Here is a 19,681-nt window from a genome sequence, read left to right as displayed (position 1 = left end):
CCTCCAGCCTGCGGGCTGCGTGTTCAGACGGGCACGGACCGCTGGGGGCCTGCTACGGCCCCATGATCACGCATCGGGAGCCAACCCCTGCTGGCGACACGCGTCTGGATCCCGCCATGTACTCATTCCTCGGTTCGCTTCACCAGCTCCAGGCCATCAGCATCCCGCCGTCGCTGGCGGCCTCGGTGACCACGACCGAACCGCGAGGCCGAGCGCGGCACTCGACCCGACCGCCGCTCCGTGACAGCGGACCGTCGTCCAGGCCGGGCGGCATGTGTGACCCGGCCAGACGTCTACGCCTCCCAGGCCCTCCTGGAGACGCACAAGATCAACTGCCACACGTGTCTTGCGGACCGAGGCGAGCGGCTACAGGCGTCGAGCGGCCCGGAGCTGCTGTGGCCCGCCCGGGTTGGCCGGCGTGGACTCGGGCAGCTCCGGGGACAGCTCGTCACCGGCACCGCGGCGTCGCCGTTCCGGACGCCGTGGACGCAACTCAGGTCGGCGGCGCATGGTCGCCGTCGGAGGGTGCTGGGTTGCGGTGGTGCTGCAACCACGGCACCGAGCGGCAAGGCGGGGAGCACCGGGCGACCGCTGCGACGCCTGACGAGGCGTGACGGAGACCAGCCCCCTGCGGACGTGACCTTCGGCTCAAGAGATGTGCGGCAGCTGTCGAAGTACCTGGCAAGTCGGTTCCGGAACACGACAAGCCGGAGCCCCGACGCCGAAGGTCGGACCTGCCGACCCCGATCCTGGAGAGCCCCGTGACCTCTGAGCCGTTCAGCCCTGCCCAGCCGGAGCAGGCCCCCGTCCAGCCCGCCTACGCGCAGCAGGCCCACCCCGAGCAGGGCTACGCCCAGCCGGGCTACGCGCCCCAGCCCGGGTACGCCCCGCAGCCGGTGATCGTCCAGGCCCCGGCGCAGCCGGGCAACGGTCTCGGGGTGGCCGGCTTCGTGACCGGCCTGCTCGGCCTCATCTTCTGTTGGGTGCCGGCGCTCGGCATCATCCTGGCGCTGCTCGGCGTGATCATGGGCGGTGTCGGCATCGCTACCGGCAAGAAGAAGGGCGCCCCGACCGGCCTGGCCATCGCCGGCCTGGTGCTCGGCATCATCGCCCTGATCCCGGCCATCGTGATCTTCAGTGCCGCGGCGTCGGTGGCCGGCTCGCTGTAAGCGCGTTCCTCGGCAGAGCCGGGGTGGTCGCCGCGCGCGGCCGCCCCGGCTCTCGTCGTTCGTGGGGCCCGCGGCCGGCGACGGGGACACGGTCGCTTCGGCGGGAGCGGCTGCTGCACCCCGTTGCTGTCCTCAGCAGACTCGTGGACCCGGCGCGAGCAGCCACGGCCGTCTCGGTCGTCGCCTCGGTCGAGGCCGCCTCGGTCGTCGACTCCGGCGGGTCGGCTGCCGCCTGGACCGCCGACGGCGTCGTCCCCGCAGGAGGGACGGTCCGCGGCCCCGGGGTCGCCGACCAGCCGTCGCCGACGTCCGACCGCGAGGCGTCGAGCGCCTCGCTGACAGCCCCCGTGCCCGCGGCGACCGAGGGGGTCGGAGGCACGGGCGCCGCCGAGACGGCAACGTCGCGGTCAGCGACGGGTGGGTGCCTGCGGCCCGGTCTCCGGCGGGTGCGGGGCCGGGTCGATGAGGGCCTCGATCCGCCAGGGCAGGCCCACTCGAAGAACCTCCGACCCTGTTCGAGGTCGGTCAGCCGCGTCCCGCTGATTCGCAGCCGGCGGACCACGGTCACGTCGGCGGGGCTCCGGCGGTTGTGGTTGCGGTAGTGCAGCCACTGCTGGGCCAGCAGGGCAACCTCGCGTACCGCCGGAAGGCGATGTCGGATTCCTCGTGCCACCGGGCGGCTGCGGCGTCGGCGTGCTTCGGTTCGTGGTCGAGCAGCGCGTTGCGCAGCTTGCCCCACGGCCAGTCACCGGTACCAGGCTGCATGGAGTTCACCAGCGCTCGCGGTGCTCAGGTCGTTCGGCCCTCGACCGCGTCCTGCGGTACCGGTATGACCCGACGTGACGAGGTCCTGGGGTCCCCTGGGGCACGGCGACGTGGGCTGCCCGCGGCCGAGCCGACGGGGGGGCGCCGCCCAGTGGTTTGTTGGTCGTCGGCCGGGGCTCGGGTCGCCTGCCAGCCCGCTGACCTGCGGTGTTGCTCTCCCGATTGGACTCGAGCCAATGACCCTGCGAGTTGATCTTGACGCCGTTGACCAACACCGGCCGATATTGAAAGTGCAGGTCAGCGACTTGCGTATCGCCGGCCGGCATGGGTCGATAACGGCACTTGACGGTGGTTTGTTGGTCGTAAGTTGGTCGTAAGTTGGTCGCAGCGGCCAGGCGCGGCTCGGCTCCGGCTTGTCCTCCTGTCGTGCTGCCGGCTGGAGCATCACCCTGTCTCTGGTCATACCTCTGACCCTGACGACACTGTCGCTGGCCGATGTGAAGGCACGCCTGTCCAAGCTCGTTGCCCGCGTCAGCGGCGAGCACGAGCGGGTCTACGTGACCGTGCACGGCAAGCCCTCCGCGGTCCTGCTCGCTACCGAGGACCTCGAGGCGCTCGAGGGGACCATCGAGCGCCTCGCCGACGCCGACACCATGCGGCGGCTGCACACCTCCGAGGCTGAGCTCGCCCGCGGGGAGGTCGAGCCGCGAGGACCTGGAGGTGGCCATGGCCCGCCGGCGTAGCCAGCGGCAGTGACCGACGCTCCGGAGTCCCACCGCCTGACCATCACCCTCCGCCCGCCGTCAGCTCACCGATCACCTGCCCGAAGCCGTCGCCACGGCTGCCTACGAGTTCATCGTCGGCCCACTGCTCAACAATCCCCACCGTGTCGGCAAGCGACTGCGCCCGCCGCTCGATGACCGGCACAGCGCCCGCCGGGGGACCTACCGGGTCGTCCACCGCATCGACGACGACAACCGCACCGTCACCGTCCCCCGACGTCGCTCACCGCCGCGACGACCCAGCTGGAGCGCGTTTGCTCCTGCGCCACCGCACTCGGCGGTGCGCATGATTCTGAGGTGGACTGATCCGACGAAAGATCCGTCAGCGGCCGATCGGGTCGACCGGTCGGCGCCAGTGTCGCGTCATGCGCAAGTTGAAGGGGCCTGGAACACGCTGCGGCCCCGACATGAGCGCTGGCCCCTTGCTCATGTCCCGTCCCCCGCTCGTCCGTCCGAGACCAATCGTCGAGTAGTGGGGCGGCCGAAGGGGCGGTGTGGCGGATCCGACACGTGGTCGAAGGTCACGATCACCTCCCCGGGGCCCGGTCACCGCGCTCTCCTCGCCCGGCGCCCGGCGCCCGGTACGGGTCGGGTACCGATGCACGTCCGGGCCGGACCTGGCCTCTGACCCCACCCGCCCCACCGGTCTAGTCGGCCACCGTCAACGCGGGGTCACCGACGCCCGGTCCTGCTCGAGCGCAACAGCCAGCGCGATGACGACGCAGTGACGTGCGGATCCAGTGCCGGCCGGGTGGCCCTGTCATCACGTCCCCGACCCGCTGGACGGGCGCCGGCTGTTCGGGAGCTGCGGCGCTCGAGGCGGCGGACGGTGCTGGGCGGCAGGCGTCACCGCGGCGTCATGGGAGCGGCACCGCCCGCAGACCGCGGCGGGACGATTGCCGGACGCAGCCTTCCACCAGTCGCGTCATCCTCTCGCTCGGATGGACGCCCATCTCCTCGGCGAGGACGACCCGGAACTGCTCGTACGCCCGCAGCGCCTCCGTGAGGTTGCCCTCCGCCAGGTGCACGCGGATCACCACACGGTGAGCGCTCTCCCGCAACGGCTCGGCACGTACCGCGGCGTAGGCGGCCTGCAGTGCATCGCCATACCGCCCGGCGGCGACCAACCGTGCGGCGACCTCCTCCAGCGCGTGCATGCGCAGCTGCCGCAGCCGCTCACGTTCGAGGAGGACCCAGTCGTCGTACCAGCCAGGAAGCAGCTCGCCCCGCAGTCCGACGTCGGGGACGGCGACGTCGCCCAGGCGACAGGCCGGGTCCCGGACCCGCTGGGCCCAGTCCCCCAGCTCCCGCACGTCGACCCGGACGCCCTCGGCGAGCGACAGCATCTCGCCGGACGCGTGCAGCAGCCCGGGTGCGACCTGCTGCAGACGCCACAGAGCCGTGCGGAGACTGCCGCGAGCCTGTGCTTCTGGGACTTCAGGCCATAGATGTCCGACCACAGTGGCCCGCGGTGGACGACCGGACAGACACACGTGGGCCACCAGGCGTTGGACTCCTCGTGGAAGGTACTCGATCGCCCTCTGGCCGACCCCGTCACCGAGGTGGACGGCGAACTCGTCGAGCAGCGATATCCGTGAAGTCGCGACCACAGGCACGGCGGGACACCCCCAGGGGCACCTTCTGGCGGAGGGGCGAAAGAGCAGGAGCCTCGGAACGCCGATGGTCGGAGCCTGCGACTTCTGGTGTCAATCCGTTACGCTTCCGTCACGCAAGAAATCCTGGAGCCAGTCACCGACCGCATCGACGACCTCACGCGGCGATGACGCAAGCGCGAGGGTCCGGTCCTCCTCGGACGTGCCGAGACCGACCGCCGTCACGCGGGCCCGGAAGTGTTCAGTCCCACCCTCCAGCCAGATCCGCACGAGGAGTGCAGCGCTTCGTTCCTCGGTCACGGCCGCCCTTCAACTGGTCGGTCACGCAGCGTGACGGCTGCATGGGGTGAACGGCCAGTTCAGACCACCGACCGGGGGAGATCGATGCTCTCCCCTCACGAGGAGTGAGTGCACTCCCCCGACCTGATGAAGTCAAGGGCGCTGCCGGGTGAACGGTGGAGACACGTTCATCGGCGTGTCGGGCCGCACGGCGGGCAGCGGCACGAACACCGTCGCACGTCCCTCCACCACAACAGCGAAACCCGCGACGGCGCGCGTCAGGTCCTGTTCCGGCGACCCGAGCACGAGGAGGAACCAGGGCCTGTCCCGTAGATCCTCGTGGAGCCGGAGGACGACGGCAGCGAGGACGAGCGAGCAAGGTGGTGGGCGGCTCGTTTGGCGTAACGGGTGGCCGCGCGCGAACTGCTCGAGCCGGGCGAAGCAGCGCTCGACGACGTTGCGACAGGCACCGACCGCCGGATCGCAGGCCAGCGGGCATGGCACGGATCCGCGCTGGGACGCTGTCCTCGCTGACGTCGTCCGGCTGACCGCGTGACACCGATCCTGGGAGCCCCGGCAAGGTCGCCGCGGTCCCTCCCTGTTCCAGCGCGTCGACGGGGCTGAGCGGCGGGTTGGGGAACGCGCCCCCATGAAGGAACCCTACGGCGGCCCGTTCCGGCTCGGCCGACCCCTGGCTCCGCATGCCGACAGTGCCGGCGACGGGGGATCTGAGCCTGCATTCCGCAGGAGGACCACTCTCTCCGCCCGTAGGAAGCAGTACCTCGACCGCTTCCCCGTACTGTCGGCGCGCGCAGCCTCCGACTCCTCGCGCGTCTTCGAGCATCGCTCGGAAGCGGTTCCGCGTGGGGGCTCACGGGTTGACGACCAGGACGTCGACCTGCGGACGGACCGGCCGGTCTCCGGCGACGAGAACCCCCATCAGGAGCTTGCCGGCCTGGGACCACACGTACGCGATGGTCGCCTGCGCCGTGCCCGGGTGTTCGGTCCCGCTCGCGCGCGGATCACCTTACAGGCGACACGAAGACGCGGGAGTCGGCCGTGAAGACCGGGTGCGCCCATCCCAGGACGACGCTGCCCGGCCCGCAGGTCCTCAGGAGACCTTGGCGGTGAACGTCCCCACGGTCGCCGCGAGGTCACGCAGCGCCTCCGCGCCGGCCTCCTCGTCGAGCCACCGGACGTTCCCCCGCCGCCCGCGCATCCGGAGACCGGGGCGGCGGGGAGGTCTCGGCTACCTGGTCCAGGGGCCGGGCTGCGCCGTCCTCACCGAGCACCTCGACGGGCGGACGGATGATCGCCTCGTCCGGCCAGAGCCCCTCGGACTCGTTTCTCTCGTCCGGCGTCGGGGGCATGTGCGCCTCCTACCCGGTCAAGGTCTCCTCCGCCACGACCAGGGGGACGGTGGGCAGCACGACGCCGAACTCCTCGTGGCTGCGCGTCGCCCCGACGGAGGCCAGCAGGCCCATCGCGGCCAACTGCAGGTGACTGGGCAGCTCAAAGGGGTCACAGCCGTCGAGGTCGACGTCATAGCCGAGGTCGGCGAACAAGCCGCCGGTCACCCGGCTCAACGGATTGGGCGGCGAAGAGATGAAACCGGACATCAGCTCGTTGCCGAACACGGTCTCCCGCCAGTGACTGCCGCGCGTGCCCGGGCCGTGCTGGTCCTCGATGGGGACCGGCGTGGGACCGCCGCCGCCGACGGGTTCACCGGTGACGGGGTCGAGCAGCCTGCCGTACTCGGCCATCACCGTCGGCCCCACGAACGCCCACTGCGGCGTGTTCCGCCCGGTGATCAGCCCGCCCTTCCGCTGCCAGATGACGTCGGTGCAACCGATGACGTGACCCATCTCGTGGGTGATGACGTCCAGGAGCGTGCCGCGTTCCTCCATCGACGCGAGATCATCGGTGTCGAACTCCATCTGCCCCTTGATGGTGAGGAACGCGTGCCGCCCGGCGCCCGGAGGGCGTACCAGCCTCGGACCGGCCTGCCCGAGGATCCCGCCGACCCCGTCGATGGGAATGCCCTGCGCATCGATCACCACGTCGTCGATGACCTCACCATCGACCGCTACGGCCGGCAGGTCACCGACGATGACCCGAGCCCAGCGGTCCGCCGCATCCCGGAAGACCTGCTTCTGGGAGTCCGTGAGCCCACCGAGGAACCGGACCTCGATGTGGTAGGGGGAGTCGGTCTGGCCGATCTCCCGCGCCTTCGCCTCGTCTGCCCGTGCGTGGTAGATCTCGTAGTCGGCGCTCCGGAAGCTGGCCGCCGGACGCTCTTCGGTGATGGTCATCGGATCTGTCCCTGCTGAGTTCGGCCTAGGAGCGGCGACAGGCTCGCCCGGCGGACGCGGGTCCGGAGGACGCCCCCACGGGAATCGAGGGCCGCGGCGGTCCACGTGCGACCAGCCCGCGGCGTCAGGCTAGGAATGCCGCGTCACCGGCACGTCACGTGATCGTCACCGAGCCGTAGGCCGGGGTGGCGACCGACGCCGCCCCGGCGGTCGAGGGCCGGGTGTGCGCCGGGTCCTGAACCTCGAGCAAGGCTCTGCTCCGGCGCCCGCGCCGGTCGGCACACGACCGATAGACCCGACGGCACCTGCCGGGCTCGCCGTTCCCGAACGAGACCGACCGGCACACTGCCCTCCGTTCCCGTGCCCCGGACATCAGGGGACATCGCGGATCTGGGCGACCGTGTCGACGGTGAGCTCGGGGGCGTCAGCGAACTCGTGCAACCGCCCGCCGACGTAGGCGTAGTTCCGCCGCGGGCGGTCGTCGCCCTTGGTGAGGTAGCGGTTGTCGAGGAGCGCGAGGACCGCCTGCCCGCCGTCGGCCTCGATGTCGGGGATGAACAGCTTGAACGGCTGAGCGCGGGAGCCGATGTCCACCACCGCCCGGTGCCGGCCCACGCGGGTGTAGCCGGCCAGCTCGGTGAACACCGTGACCTGCGCGCGCTCCGCGGCCAGCTGCCGCAGCTGCTCGTAGTCCAGCCGCGAGTTGAGCAGCGTCGGATCGACGGCGCGCCGCTGCCGGTAGTCGTCGATCAGCGCCGCGCGCAGTGCCCACCACGTGCCCAGCAGGGCGTAGTTGCGCATCTCCGAGCCGTTGACGGTGGCCTGGTCCCAGACCCCGACGTGCGCCGCCTGCGCGGCCCGCTCCGCGGCGACGTACCGATCCCGGTGGTCGTCGAACTCGGCGTGGCCGTACTTGGCGAAGTACGGGCTGTAGCCGCGGCGGATCATGTGCTCCTGGAAGTCCGCGCCGTCGCGGTGCGCGAACACGAGCAGCCGGCCGAAGTTGTCGCGGTACCGCCGCAGGCAGACGTCGAGCTCCTCGGTGCCGGGGAACTCCAGGACGACCGGCTCCCCCACCGGGAAGAACCGCTCGGCCTCCTTCTTCGCCTCCCTCCCCCATGGGGTGATCGGCTTGTCGCTGCCCGCGTTGGACTCCTCGGTGTCCAGGCACAGCAGACGCAGGCGCTCGTCCCGGTCCCCGACCGGTACGACGAGCGTGTCGCCGTCCACGACCCGAGTGATCCGGGTGTCCACGGTCGTGCCTTTGGGCTGGGTCATCGCCGCTCCACTCCGCCGCTCCGCAGCCGGCACGCTATGGAGGCGGCGTCATCCACCCGTCACGGCGGCGTCACCGCGGCAGGATCAGCCGGATGCGCGTGGCCGCCCCGCCGGCTGTCGCCGGAGTTCTCGGGCACCGTGACCGGCGGCCCGGGTGATCGCGACGACGGCCCAGCCGGTCCGGACGTGCGGGCGGACCGGCATCGGCGGTGAGGTGATCAGCTTCTGGTCCGCGCCCAGGGGGCGAAGGCGTTGTCGACGCCCCGGAGCGCCGCCCGCAACTGCGGCAGGTGCCGGAGCAGGACGGTGCGCATGTCGTTGTCCCGGACCCAGGCGAGTCCGGCCGGTGAGTAGATCTCCGGGCGGAAGTCGCGGGTGAAGAACCGGTCGCTGTTCAGCCGCCGCGAGGCCATCAGGATGAAGATCCGGAACGCCGTGTCGCTGAAGGCGAACCCGTCCGGCCGCTTCTCCGCGAACAGGCCGACCAACAGGTCGACCCGCTCCACCTCGCCGTAGAGGTCCGCCAGTTCGGCGGCGAGATCGGCGTCGTCGGTGAGGTCGGCGAACGTGCGGGGTGCCTCGAGGTGCAGCAGCCGGCGGAACTCGCAGTAGCGCGGTACCCCGAGCTCGCGGATGCGCAGGATGTCGGTCGCGGCCAGGTCGACGACCTTGCCGTCGGGCCGCTCGAAGGACTGCAGGAAGCGGGGGAAGTTGCGCAGCACGATCGCCCCGGGGTGCGTGGTCCCGAACGAGTAGAACAGGTCGTGCAGGGCGTGGGTCTCCGCGATCTCCCGGGAGTGCGGACCGGCGAGTGCGGGAAAGGCCAGCTCGGCCAGGGGCCGGTCGCCGTCGACGGCCCGGATGTCGAAGTGGTCCGGCATCAGCGGGTGCATGCGGTAGACGCTGGTGAACTCCTCGGTGAGCGCGAAGGGCACGCCGTAGTGGTGGGTGTCCGCCCCCGGGATGCCACTGACGACCTCGCTGCCGCTGACCCGGCCGAACGCCCGCGCGATCCTCTCCCCCGCGATGCCGAACCAGTTGGCTCGCAGGGAGAAGACCGTGGTGGGGTGGCTGATGACGGCGGGCGTCCACTCGACGGTGTGGATCTTGGCCAGCAGAGCCGCGACCACGAGCCGGGCCCGCTGGAACAGCTCCTCGTCGTCCCAGGACGGGTACTCGGCCTTGAGGCGGTCGCAGACCGCGTTGTGCTCCCGGACGAACAGCGTGGCCAGCATGCCCAGACCGGTCCACCAGCCCGGGACGCGGGTCGGGTCGAGCGCCGGGTCCTCGGGCAGGGGCAGCATCCCGTCCTCGGTCAGGTGGAGCTTGCCGTCGGAGCCGGTCCGCACCCGCCGCTGCTCCTGCAGGGTCGTGCCGTACAGCGAGGAGCCGTCCCACCAGTGGGTCAGCTCGTTGACCGAGGTGACCGGGCCGTCGACGTCGGCCGGCCGGGTGGGATCGGTTCGGGTGCGCGGGATCCGCATCGGGTTCTCCCACCAGTCGTCCCCGGGCTCGAGCGGGATCTCCACCAGGCGGCTGGTGTCCGCCTCCCCGTGGCTGAACCAGTCCCGGATCATGAACTGCAGCCAGGCGGCGGCGAGGGTGTTGACCGACTCCGCCGGCTGGAAGACCTCCCGGGTGAGCAGCCGACGGCTGACCTCCCGGGGGCTCGGCTGCAGCAGCTCCTCGTCGGTCACCGGCCGCACGCTGTCGAGCGGGACGTTGCGGCCGAAGCGGGCACCGGCCCGGCCCATCTCGGGGTGGTCGAGGTCGTTGTGCGTCCCGTCAGGACTCCGGCTGACCAGGTGGTGCGGGGCCCGGGGCGGCACGGGCGGGGCATCGACGATCGGCACCCGCGACGACGGGTCGTGCAGGTTGGACCGGCGCAGGATGTTCCGCAGCCCGATCAGGACGGCCACGCCGAACGGGCGCGGCAGCCGGTCCCAGCCCACCCGGTGGTCGATCCGCTGCGCCACCCCGTCGTAGATCCGCCACGGCAGAGTCTGTCGGTAGCCCGCTCCCGGAACGGGCGCGGAGGCAGGGGCGCGCTCAGCGGGAGTGGGTACCGACGGTCCGCCGGCAGGTCCGGCCTCGGCGCGGGGACGGGGGACGGCGGGCTGAGCCTCCGGAGCCCGCGTGGTGGCATCTGGGCTGTCGGTGGTCATCGGACCTCCTCGGCGACGTGCGGTGGCGGGTGTCTCAGGAGGGGCGCGACCGGGCGCCGAGCGCGGCCGTGCCGGCCAGGACCGTGTTCAGCCCCGAGATCAGCGCGAGCGGCCGGGCCACGGCCCGCTGCAGCTGCCCGCGCCGCCACAGGCCCAGGACCGTGGCCGTGTCGCTCGCGTGCACGAGGACCGCCGCACGCAGCGCGCGGTCCAGCTCGGCTCGCCGGAGGCGGAACAGATCGGCACCGATGAGCACCGTCCGGATGCCGAACAGCCGCAGCCCGTAGACGGCGGCGGCGTTCGACTCGGGCCGGGCGTCGCCCAGCCGCCGGATGATCACCGCGGGTGCCAGCAGCCCGAGCAGGCCGTTGAACACGCGGATCCCGCCCAGCGCGTAGCGGGCGGCGGTGGCGACCGTGTCGACGCGGGGCACGGAGTCCTCCTCGGGGCTACACCCGGGCCGGCGCCGCCGGCCCGGGCCGCAGGGGGTCGGACGACCAGCCGTCGGGCCGGTAGATCGACATGACGTCGGCGATCATCCGGTCGTGGTCGTCGTCGTACCGGCGGACGTCGTAGCAGCCGAGTGGGTCCTCGGGCGCGTGGAAGAGGCAGAGGTTGCAGTAGGTGCAGGGCCGCTCAGGGCGGTCAGCGCCGGCGGCCCACTGCTGCACGAGATCGGGATTGGCCATCAGCGGCCGCGCGATGCTCACGGCGTCGCACCGGCCGGCCCGGATCGCACCGCGCACCACCGAGGCGGTCTGGAAGCCGCCGGTCACGATGACCGGGACCGACACGTGCCGGCGCACCTCCTCGGCGTCCGGCAGCAGCAGGCCCTCCGGGTCGTCGGGGACGGTGCGGGTCCAGACGTAGCGCATCAACGGCCGGGTCAGCCGGAAGCGCCACAGGGCGTAGTTCCGCAGCGCGGCGCGGCCGGAGGACAGCATGGTGTCGTAGGTGCCGATGACGTCGCCCGGGGTGAAGTCGCCCGCCGGGTTGAGCGGGTGCGGGAAGTAGTTCCCGGTGGAGACGTGGATCGCGTGCGCCCCGGCCTCCTCGGCCCACCGGAAGACCTGGATCGACTCCGCCAGCGAGTTGCCCTTCCGACTCCAGGGGAGGAGCGCGTCGGCGTGGTCGACGGCGCTGATCTTGACCTGGAGGTGGAAGTCGGTGCCGGCCTCGCGACGGATCGCCGCCATCACCTCGAGGAGGAAGCGGGCTCGGTTCTCCAAGGGGCCGCCGTACTCGTCGGTGCGGTCGTTGATCGCCGAGCTGAGGAACTGGGTGAACAGGTAGCCGTTGCAGGCGTGCAGCTCCACCCCGTCGAGGCCGGCCTCCCGTGCGCGACGGGCCGCCTGCCCGAACATGGCCACGATCTCGGCGATCTCACCCGTGGAGAGTTCCTGTGCCGGGAGGCCGTGCACGGGATCGGGCCGGTCGGTCGAGCTCAGCGCCGGGCGGTCGGCGTTCTCCACGCCGGGGATGTCCCGCTGCCGCCCGCTGTGGCTCAGCTGCAGGAGGAACGCGCAACCGTGCTCGTGGACTCGCTCGCCGACGACCCGCCAGAACGGGATCTTGTCGTCGGCGTCGATGAGGGCGTAGTTGGGGAGCACCCGGCCGCGCACGTGGACGGGCACGTGGGAGGAGAGGATCGCCCCCACCCCTCCGCGGGCGAACCGCTCCTCCCAGTTGACCCGGGCGACGGTGCCGCTCCCGTCGTAGTTGTCGATGCGGCCCGAGATGTTGCTCCGGAGGACGCGGTTCTTGACGGTGAGCCCGCTGGGGAAGGTCAGCGGCGTGAAGATCGGGTCGGTACCCCCCTGCACGGGGACGGTGGACGTGGTCATCGGGGCCCCCCGGATAGGCGGTCGGGTCGCTGGAGCCGGGTCACGGTCAGCCGGACCGTGCCGGAGTTGTTGCGGTAGAAGCCCCAGGCGTCGTTCGCGAAGGCGTAGAGGTAGCCGGGCCGGGCCACGTCGTGCTCGACGGCTGCGCCGATGCCGATCACCTCGTGCGGCCGAGCACGGCGCGGGGGCGCGTCGGGTGTCTCGTTGGTGACGACGCCCACCAACGACATCCAGGGCCGTCGCTCCTCCCGCCGGGCACCGTAGAACTCCACCGCGGGGTTCCCGCTCAGCCGGCGGAACAGACCCTCCGCGTGGCCGATGACGCTGCCCAGCACCGGCCCCAGAGCGCGTGGCTGCAGCAAGCGGGTGCCTGTCAGGCCGTCCGGGCCCGAACGGACGGCACCGCTGCGCCACTCCCCCTCCGCCGTGAACCGGTGCAGTCCTCGCTCCAGGTAGAGCCCCGTCTCGTTCCAGCCCTCGCGCGCCGAGACCTCGACCGACCCTGACTCCCCGGCGCCGAGCCGCCGGGTGGGCCGATAGCGCCGGCCGTGCCGCGACCAGTTCCGCTGGCGGACGTAGGCGGACTCGTGGACCGAGGGATCGGTTGGTTCCTCGGGGTCGATCAGGGGAACGGCCCGCGGGCGGGGCAGGAAGAGCGCGTCGGCGATCAAGCCGGCGGGCCCGGGCAGGGCGCTGCCGTCCCCGAGGTCGGCGAGCGGGTCGGGTCGGAGCTCGTCCGTCGTGGCCTTGTCGAAGGCGAGCCCGACGGCGTCGCCGGCCTCCCGGATCATCCACAGCAGGGCACCGTCGCTCAGGCCCGTCGCCTGACCGCCGCCGCCGACGTCGCTGTGGTCGCCGGGGAACCAGACCTGCCGGATGTCCTGTCCCTGCGCCGGATCGCTCCACAGCGTGGGAGTGAAGGGACCGCGGAACTCGTCCAGCGCGACGGCCTGGCGGGCGTGCGGGATGTACGGGTTGAGGGTCACGTCGTGGAAGCGGTACCGGGCCGACGGATCGATCACGTTGGCGAACGCCACGTGGTCCGGGATGCCGAGGGAGCCGACCGTGTCCCAGACCCCGACGAACCGGATCGGGATCTGCGCCTCGTCGCGCGGGTCGAACCGGAAGCGGAGTTCCCTCCGCCAGTCCGGGGTCGCCGCGTTGCCGGCCCGGTACTTCTCCCGGTACACGCGTTCCACCAGGCCGCGTGCCTCGGCGTCCGTCGTGCCGCTCAGGTCGAGCAGCCCACAGGCGCTGATCATCCCGCCCAGGCTGCGCACCGTGTACGCGCCCCGGCTGAAGCCGAACAGGGTGATCCGGTCGCCCGGCCGGTACTGGGTCGCCGTCCAGTGGTAGGCCTCCATAACCCTCTGGGACAGACCCGTCCCGGCCACCCCGCCGGCGATCCGCCGCCAGAGGGACCCGGCGACGCCGACCCCCGGGAAGTACTTGCGCTCCTGCCGGTCGCCGTTCAGATCGGTGGGAGCGAGGGCCTCCGACAGACGGTGCACGTTCGTCCGGTTGCCGGGCGTCTGCCACGTGCCGTCGCAACAGACGATGAGATTGCGCATGGTCCCGCCTCGAGGTGGCAGATGAGCGCGCGGTCGCTCCCAGCCGGGTCGACGACGCCCGACGGTACGGCCGGCGCCGTCACCGGACCGTCACGACGACGTCGTGAACCGGTCGGGAGGGACGCCGATCGGAGCCCGGGGGCCGGTCATGTCCTCCTTCGGCTGGAGCGGGTCCCCGGCCGCACGGTGCCGTGCCAAGGCTCGTGACGGGCCGGGCACCGGGCACCGGTCAGGACGCGGGAACCGGTGTGCGTGGCCGGGGTGCCGCGGGTTCCACGCCGACGGCCGGCTGGGGCCGGGGCACCGAGGAGAGCGGGCGCAGCTCTCCGGTGCGCGCGTCATAGGCGACCTTCAGCAGGTCGGTCATGCGGAAGGTGTCCGGGTCCGGTCCCAGGCTCGGCCGGAAGTACGGATCCCGCAGGATGGAGATGCGGCTGCCCTCCATGGCCCGGTGAAAGGTCTCCGCCACGATGCGGCCACCCACGGCGCCCAGCCTGCCGCCGTTCAGCTCTGCCTCGCGCAGGACGTAGAACCACAGCGGCGTGGCCGAGGTCAGCTCGTCGCGCAGTTCCTGGGGGAGGTCGAGGTCGCCGACGATCTGCTCGGCGGTCAGCTCCTCGACGCCCGGCACGCGAGCCTTGATGTGGGCGCACACCTCCTGCCCGGTGGCCAGGCCGACCATGCGGGCGCGCACCAGGTTGCGGAAGGCCAGGTTGCGCTGGATGTCCGGCGGCTTCTGCGGATCCAGGCGTGCGCCGAACGAGCCGAGCGGCAGCGTCGCCAGCGGGTTGGTGAGGTGGGCGTCGATCGGCCGGGCGACGTTGAGCTGGTCCTGCTCCGGCGCCAGGTCCGGAGAGCCGTCCGCGACGAAGTCGTACAGCCGGGTCCAGTCGGCGATCCAGTTGGTGGGGAGTCGTTCGAAGTCCCCGTCGAGCGGATTGTCGAGATCCGACCCGGGGCTCAGGTTGCCGCTGGTCCCGGAGAAGCGGAACAGGTTGTCCAGCGTGCCTCCGTCACCGAAGGGCGCGTCACCCGAGTTGAACACCCTGTTCCAGTCGTAGCTGTCCCGGATCATCGAGTGTCCGAGGCGGAAGGCCGCCACCGAGAACTCGATCGGCATCGTCGGCGTACCGACCGGGTCCACCTCGAAGACCGTGCGGCCGTTGGTGAACACGTCGTCGACGATCTCCGGGTCGACGATCCGCGGCAGGTAGTCGGTGTACAGCATCCACTGGTAGTGCTTCACGACCAGCTCCCGCGCCGTCTGGAACAGCAGGGCGCTGGGCGTGCCGCCCGCGAGGCGGTCGCACACCGCGTTGTGGAAGCGCAGGAACGCGAGGTGGGTCTGCCCGACGGCGAGGTTCTCGTCGTTACGGGGGTCCTTGATCTGCGCCATCCGCGCTTCCAGCGGGTCCGCCGTCGAGGCTCCCTTCCGCGGCAGGTCGAAACCGTCGAGGTCCATCAAGGTCGCCGGGACCTCGCGCGGCCCGGATCTCTGGGTCCTGCCCAGGACGAACCGCACGCCGTCGTCGGCATAGAGGATGCGATCGGCGGCATCCCTGGGGCCCAGGCCGTAGACGGAGTCGAGGTCGAGGGCGGGGCTGCGCCCCTGGGCCAGCTGGTCGGGCGTTGTCACCGGGGTGCCGAGTGGCTTGTCCGTCGTGTCCATCGTCAGGTCGTGGTCGACGAACTGGCCGAGGTACGTGAAGCCGGCGGGGATGTCGCCGTCGACGTCCTCCCCGGGGCTGGTCATGACTTCGGCGAGCCTCTCGAGCAGTGCGTCGGACGGCTCCGGCGTGCTGCCCGGGACGATCTCGGAGAAGCGGAAGGAGCGTTCCCGCTCGCTGAGCGTCGCCGACCGCCTGACTCCTCCCTCACCGCGCATCTCGCGCTTGTCCGCGAGGTAGAAGTACCGCCGTTCGTGCCGCCTCGCCATCATCAGACCTCTCCTCGGTGCGGGGGGCTCCCGCGCTCGTGAGGTCCCGCGGCCGGACGGCGCTCGCGGGCCCCTCCCGGTCGATGGTGGGCCGGCCGCGTCACCGCTTCGTCACCGCGCCGTCACCGGATCGTCGGCGCCCAGCGTTCGGTGACGGAACGGTGACGGGGTCTGCTGATGATCCGCCTGCGCCCGTCGCGGGCCCGGTGGCGGGAGCGCCGGAGGTGGACATGGTGACCGAGCCCGACCAGGCGGCGCACGCTGCGGCCTCGGCGGCCTCGTCCGAGGATCGGAGCCGGAAGAACGAGGACCGGGCCCAGGAGAAGCGGGCCCGTCGAGCCGTACGCGGTTGGACGGAGCAGATCGAGGCCGGCGCGGAGTCCCTCCGGATCAAGCTCCGCATGACGCGCTGCCGTACGCCGCCGAGCGGACTCGCCGACTGCGAGCGGGACTCGATCTGCGACGGGGCGGAGCGTCTCGTCGAGGACGCGCTGCGCGCGGCGCGCGGCCTGGAGCCGCCGCACCGTCGCCTGCTGAGCTGGTGGCGCGGCACCAACCTCGAGGGGGCCTTCCGCAAGCTGCACCAAGCCGAGGCCGAGCTCGCGAAGCTCTACACGGACGCCGAGGTCGGGGCCGAGGTCGCGGCGGTCGTGGCACGCACGGACCTGGCGCTCAACCGGGACGACCCGATGCGCGCGCAGGCTCACGAGCTGCTGCAGCCACTGCCGGCCCGCACCAGTCCCGACCACCGGGCCAGGGCCGCGGCGAGGCGGCTGCTGCTCAGCAAGATGGTGCAGGTCGGCCACGAGGCGGTGGACAGCGCCCACTCGCGGCTGCGGAACCTCCGCAACGTCCTGCTGAGCACGACGGCCTGCATCGCCCTGCTCGTCTCGGTCTTCGTCCTGGTCGTCGCCGTGAATCCGGCGAGTGTCCCGCTGTGTTTCGCGCCCGCGGAGCGGGCGGGCTTCATCGCCTGCCCGGCGGGGGACGGGATCGGCCACGATCCCCAGGCCTGGGACGTGGTCGTGGTGGCGATGCTGGGGCTCCTCGGTGGTTCTCTGGCCGCAGCAGTCTCGATCCGGAACCTGAGGGGGACGTCCACGCCCTACGACATCCCGATCGCCCTGGCCTTGCTCAAGGTGCCGGTGGGCGCGCTCACCGCGATCGGCGCGCTGATCGTGATCCGAGGGGACTTCATCCCCGGGCTGAGCGCACTGGACTCCCAGGAGCAGGTGCTCGCCTACGCCCTGGTCTTCGGTTACGCGCAGCAACTGCTCACCGGACTGATCGACAGGAAGGCCCTCGGCGTGCTGTCGTCCGTTCCCAGCAAGGACGCGAAGCAGGACCGGCCGCCACTGCCCCTTCCGGCAGAACTGCCGTCGGCAGGGCCGCCGCCGGAGCAGCCGTCGACGCCGAGTCCCCGGCCCGCCCCGACACCGGGAGGCGGTCCTGCTCCCCCACAGGCGGAGGAACCCCAGCAACCGGTCCTCACCGGCAGCGGGTCGTCGGAGCGGGCACCGTGACCGGGATGCGGCTCCTGGACCCCGACCGGACCCGCCCGTCGAGAGCGGCCACGGTGACCTGGCCGCAGGAGTCGCCCCCTGCGCAGCCGCAGCTGCGGTCGTCGACGAGCACGCCGGACCGCGCGGACCGAGAGCCGCGTCCAGAGCAGGTGCGGGCCGACACTGCCGCGCACCGCAGGCAACGACCGGGGGTGTCCGGGTGGCCGAGAACGCGATCGAGCGCAACCGCGACTACGCCGCCGTGCGGGCCGACCCCCTTGCGGCCGCCGGGCACTTCGAGCCGCGCGAGCGGCAGGTGCGGTTCCTCCGGCGGCGCGGCGTCGCGGTCCACGAGGACGCCGACGACGAGACCCTGCGCCGGGGGCTGGAGAAGACCTTCGGGACCCGTGACTTCCTGGCCGGCCGCTGGCTGACCGACGGCGCCGCCCGCTCCGACGCGGTGGCCCGGATCGAGATCGGCCGGGAGCACGGCACCGGGTTCCTGGTCTCCCCCTGGCTGCTGCTGACCAACGACCACGTCCTCCCCGACGAGGCGACGGCGGCGGGCGCCGGCGTGACCTTCCGCTACGTCGAGGACGGCCGACAGCGCATCGCGCGTTCGCAGGTGGTCCGGCTCGACCCCGGGCGGTGCTTCGTCACCAGCGACGTGGACCTCCTCGACTACACGCTCGTCGCCGTCGACACGGTGGGCGGCAAGCCGCCCGGGCAGCGTTTCGGCTACGTCCCGCTCGTGGGGTCGACCGGGAAGGTGCTGGTCGGGCAGCCGGTCAACATCATCCAGCACCCCGGTGGCGATCCGCGGCAGATCGCGGTCCGCGAGAACCTGCTCGTGGCGATCTCCGGCGATCACTACCTGGTCTACGAGACGGACACGGAGGGCGGGTCCTCCGGCGCACCGGTGTTCAACGACAGCTGGGAGCTGGTGGCGCTGCACAAGGGCATGGAGTCCGCCCGCGACGACGAGGGCCGTGAGATCGACGTCCACGGCCGTCGCGTCACCGCCGGGACACCCGCCGTGCAGCGCGTCTGGGTCGCCAACCGCGGCGTCCGCGTCTCCGCGATCGTCGGCGACCTGGAGGGGGGCGCCCCCCTCCGGTCCGGGACCGAGGTGAACGAGCTCGTCGACGAGCTCCTGAGGCTGGGAGGCAACCAGTGACCGCACTCCTGCTCGTCCACGGGCGCTCGCAGCAGATGCCCAAGGAGCTGCGCCGCACACCCGAAGCGGTGGCTCGCCACGTCGCCAGGAAGAAGCGGAAGTGGCTCGGCGGCCTGGCGAAGGGGCTCACCTCCGCCGGCGAGGCCGTACCGGACCCGGCGACGGCGTACTTCCCCTTCTACGGCAACCTCCTCGAGGAGCGGATCGCCGCCCACGAGGGCGCCGGCGGGGGCCGCCCCGACCTGGAGAGCACGACCGCCGCCCGCGAGGAGCGGCTCGTGCTCGCCACGGCCGACATGCTCATCGACGCCGCGGAGAGCGCCGGGTTCGTCGCCTCCGAACAGATGCCGGACGAGGCGCAGGAGGACCTCGACGCCGTCCGCGAGGCCGAGGAGGCGCGCCGCCAGGGCAACGAGGCGGGCTGGTCGGACGCGCTCAGGTGGTCGGTCGCCCGCAGCGCACTGCAGTGGCTCGCGGACAAGACCGACACCCCCGAGTGGATCATCGAGCGTCATCTGCGCGACGTCGCCTACTACCTCGAGGACGACGCGATGCGCGACGACGTCCAGAAGACGATCGCGACGAGCCTGGACGAGCTGCGGGCGGACGGGCACGAGGACGTGGTGGTCGTCGGCCACAGCCTCGGCAGCGTCGTCGCCTACGACCTGTGCGATCGCATCCCGGACGGGCTGCGGGTCCGGCTGCTCGTCACGGCCGGTGCACCGCTCGGGCTGCCCGTCGTCCGCCGCAACCTGTGGGGCGGCCCGGAGGGCGACGACACCCGCGGCGTCCCGCGGGTGATCCGGCCGGTCACGCCACCCGCGCGCCGGCGCCGGATCTGGTGGCTCAACGCCTATGACGCCGCCGACGTCGTCGCGATGATCCACCCGCTGGCGCCGCGGTTCACCGACGGCGCGGAGAAGCTGCGCGACGAACGGACGCACAACCGGACCCATCCCCACGCGATCGAGGACTACCTCGCCGACCCCGACGTCGCGGGCCCGATCGCGGTCGCCCTCACCGCCTCCGGCTGACCGCCGAACGCCCGCGCCGCGGCTCGCGGACTCCGTCTCTCCGCGCGGCCCACCGGAAGAGCCCGGGTCCGTGACCGTCACATCCGCCGTGGAGGCGCGATCGAGATGCCCCCGGGCCGTGACCGTCGCCGCTCGGCACGGTGCGGAGTGGCCGCAGGGAGTCCCCGGAGGCACCGGCGGGCCGGCGAAGCGCGGTCGTGACGGAGCGGTGACGCCCCCGGGCGACGCTCGTGCGTCCCGACGACCGCACCGGC

16 protein-coding genes are annotated in these 19,681 nt (G+C 72.1%); 5 read left to right on the top strand and 11 right to left on the bottom strand.

Going from position 1 to position 19,681, the window contains the following annotated elements:
* Positions 1–761 precede the first annotated feature (761 nt).
* Entirely contained in the window at positions 762–1,169 is a 408-nt protein-coding gene (locus tag ACI8AA_RS01725) for a hypothetical protein (RefSeq protein WP_457042789.1), read from the top strand.
* Between the two features lie 1,178 nt (positions 1,170–2,347).
* Positions 2,348–2,677 carry a type II toxin-antitoxin system Phd/YefM family antitoxin gene (locus tag ACI8AA_RS01720; RefSeq protein WP_457042788.1) on the top strand — a complete coding sequence of 110 codons (330 nt, stop codon included), beginning with the start codon at positions 2,348–2,350 and terminating at the stop codon, positions 2,675–2,677.
* A gap of 43 nt (positions 2,678–2,720) precedes the next feature.
* On the opposite strand, the gene ACI8AA_RS01715 is transcribed toward ACI8AA_RS01720, so the two are convergent.
* The 11 genes from ACI8AA_RS01715 to ACI8AA_RS01665 form a co-directional block, all read right to left on the bottom strand.
* Entirely contained in the window at positions 2,721–2,861 is a 141-nt protein-coding gene (locus ACI8AA_RS01715; protein WP_457042787.1) for a hypothetical protein, read from the bottom strand.
* Positions 2,862–3,573: 712 nt separating this feature from the next.
* Entirely contained in the window at positions 3,574–4,332 is a 759-nt protein-coding gene (locus tag ACI8AA_RS01710) for an AfsR/SARP family transcriptional regulator (RefSeq protein WP_457042786.1), read from the bottom strand.
* 90 nt (positions 4,333–4,422) lie between these two features.
* Complete coding sequence (locus ACI8AA_RS01705) at positions 4,423–4,629, bottom strand: hypothetical protein (protein WP_457042785.1); 207 nt, start codon at positions 4,627–4,629, stop codon at positions 4,423–4,425.
* 132 nt (positions 4,630–4,761) lie between these two features.
* Positions 4,762–5,112, bottom strand: a complete 351-nt coding sequence (locus ACI8AA_RS01700) for a hypothetical protein (RefSeq protein ID WP_457042784.1) — start codon at positions 5,110–5,112, stop codon at positions 4,762–4,764.
* An 875-nt stretch (positions 5,113–5,987) separates the two neighbouring features.
* Positions 5,988–6,920, bottom strand: coding sequence for a leishmanolysin-related zinc metalloendopeptidase (locus ACI8AA_RS01695; protein ID WP_457042783.1), 933 nt, complete (start codon positions 6,918–6,920; stop codon positions 5,988–5,990).
* 372 nt (positions 6,921–7,292) lie between these two features.
* Entirely contained in the window at positions 7,293–8,198 is a 906-nt protein-coding gene (locus tag ACI8AA_RS01690; RefSeq protein WP_457042782.1) for a thermonuclease family protein, read from the bottom strand.
* 218 nt (positions 8,199–8,416) lie between these two features.
* Positions 8,417–10,174, bottom strand: a complete 1,758-nt coding sequence (locus ACI8AA_RS01685) for a peroxidase family protein (RefSeq protein WP_457042781.1) — start codon at positions 10,172–10,174, stop codon at positions 8,417–8,419.
* Positions 10,175–10,397: 223 nt separating this feature from the next.
* A complete protein-coding gene (locus tag ACI8AA_RS01680) occupies positions 10,398–10,796 on the bottom strand; it encodes a hypothetical protein (RefSeq protein ID WP_457042780.1) in 399 nt (132 codons plus the stop codon).
* Between the two features lie 16 nt (positions 10,797–10,812).
* Positions 10,813–12,207, bottom strand: coding sequence for an NADH:flavin oxidoreductase (locus tag ACI8AA_RS01675; RefSeq protein ID WP_457042779.1), 1,395 nt, complete (start codon positions 12,205–12,207; stop codon positions 10,813–10,815).
* Positions 12,204–13,778, bottom strand: a complete 1,575-nt coding sequence (locus tag ACI8AA_RS01670; protein ID WP_457042778.1) for a DUF2235 domain-containing protein — start codon at positions 13,776–13,778, stop codon at positions 12,204–12,206. The genes ACI8AA_RS01675 and ACI8AA_RS01670 overlap by 4 nt, the downstream gene beginning before the upstream one ends.
* A 229-nt stretch (positions 13,779–14,007) precedes the next feature.
* Positions 14,008–15,717, bottom strand: coding sequence for a peroxidase family protein (locus ACI8AA_RS01665; RefSeq protein ID WP_457042777.1), 1,710 nt, complete (start codon positions 15,715–15,717; stop codon positions 14,008–14,010).
* Positions 15,718–15,947: 230 nt separating this feature from the next.
* Between ACI8AA_RS01665 and ACI8AA_RS01660 the strand changes: the two genes are divergently transcribed.
* The 3 genes from ACI8AA_RS01660 to ACI8AA_RS01650 all read left to right on the top strand — a co-directional run bounded on the left by ACI8AA_RS01660 (position 15,948) and on the right by ACI8AA_RS01650 (position 19,427).
* On the top strand, positions 15,948–17,237 hold the full coding sequence (locus tag ACI8AA_RS01660) for a hypothetical protein (protein WP_457042776.1): 1,290 nt from the start codon (positions 15,948–15,950) through the stop codon (positions 17,235–17,237).
* Between the two features lie 199 nt (positions 17,238–17,436).
* Positions 17,437–18,393: a trypsin-like serine peptidase gene (locus tag ACI8AA_RS01655; RefSeq protein WP_457042775.1), complete on the top strand. Its 957-nt coding sequence runs from the start codon at positions 17,437–17,439 to the stop codon at positions 18,391–18,393.
* Positions 18,390–19,427 carry an alpha/beta fold hydrolase gene (locus ACI8AA_RS01650; RefSeq protein ID WP_457042774.1) on the top strand — a complete coding sequence of 346 codons (1,038 nt, stop codon included), beginning with the start codon at positions 18,390–18,392 and terminating at the stop codon, positions 19,425–19,427. Before ACI8AA_RS01655 ends, ACI8AA_RS01650 begins: the two co-directional genes overlap by 4 nt.
* Positions 19,428–19,681 lie beyond the last annotated feature (254 nt).

The organism is Geodermatophilus sp. SYSU D01180 (assembly GCF_054050415.1).
Note: the sequence above shows the minus strand (reverse complement) of the source record. Positions and strands in the feature narration are given on the sequence as shown.

Excerpts from the sequence above, each read along its gene's own strand:
- ACI8AA_RS01695 (WP_457042783.1), bottom strand. The coding sequence starts at position 6,920 with ATGACCATCACCGAAGAGCGTCCGGCGGCCAGCTTCCGGAGCGCCGAC.
- ACI8AA_RS01690 (WP_457042782.1), bottom strand. The coding sequence starts at position 8,198 with ATGACCCAGCCCAAAGGCACGACCGTGGACACCCGGATCACTCGGGTC.
- ACI8AA_RS01675 (WP_457042779.1), bottom strand. The coding sequence starts at position 12,207 with ATGACCACGTCCACCGTCCCCGTGCAGGGGGGTACCGACCCGATCTTC.
- ACI8AA_RS01670 (WP_457042778.1), bottom strand. The coding sequence starts at position 13,778 with ATGCGCAATCTCATCGTCTGTTGCGACGGCACGTGGCAGACGCCCGGC.
- ACI8AA_RS01665 (WP_457042777.1), bottom strand. The coding sequence starts at position 15,717 with ATGATGGCGAGGCGGCACGAACGGCGGTACTTCTACCTCGCGGACAAG.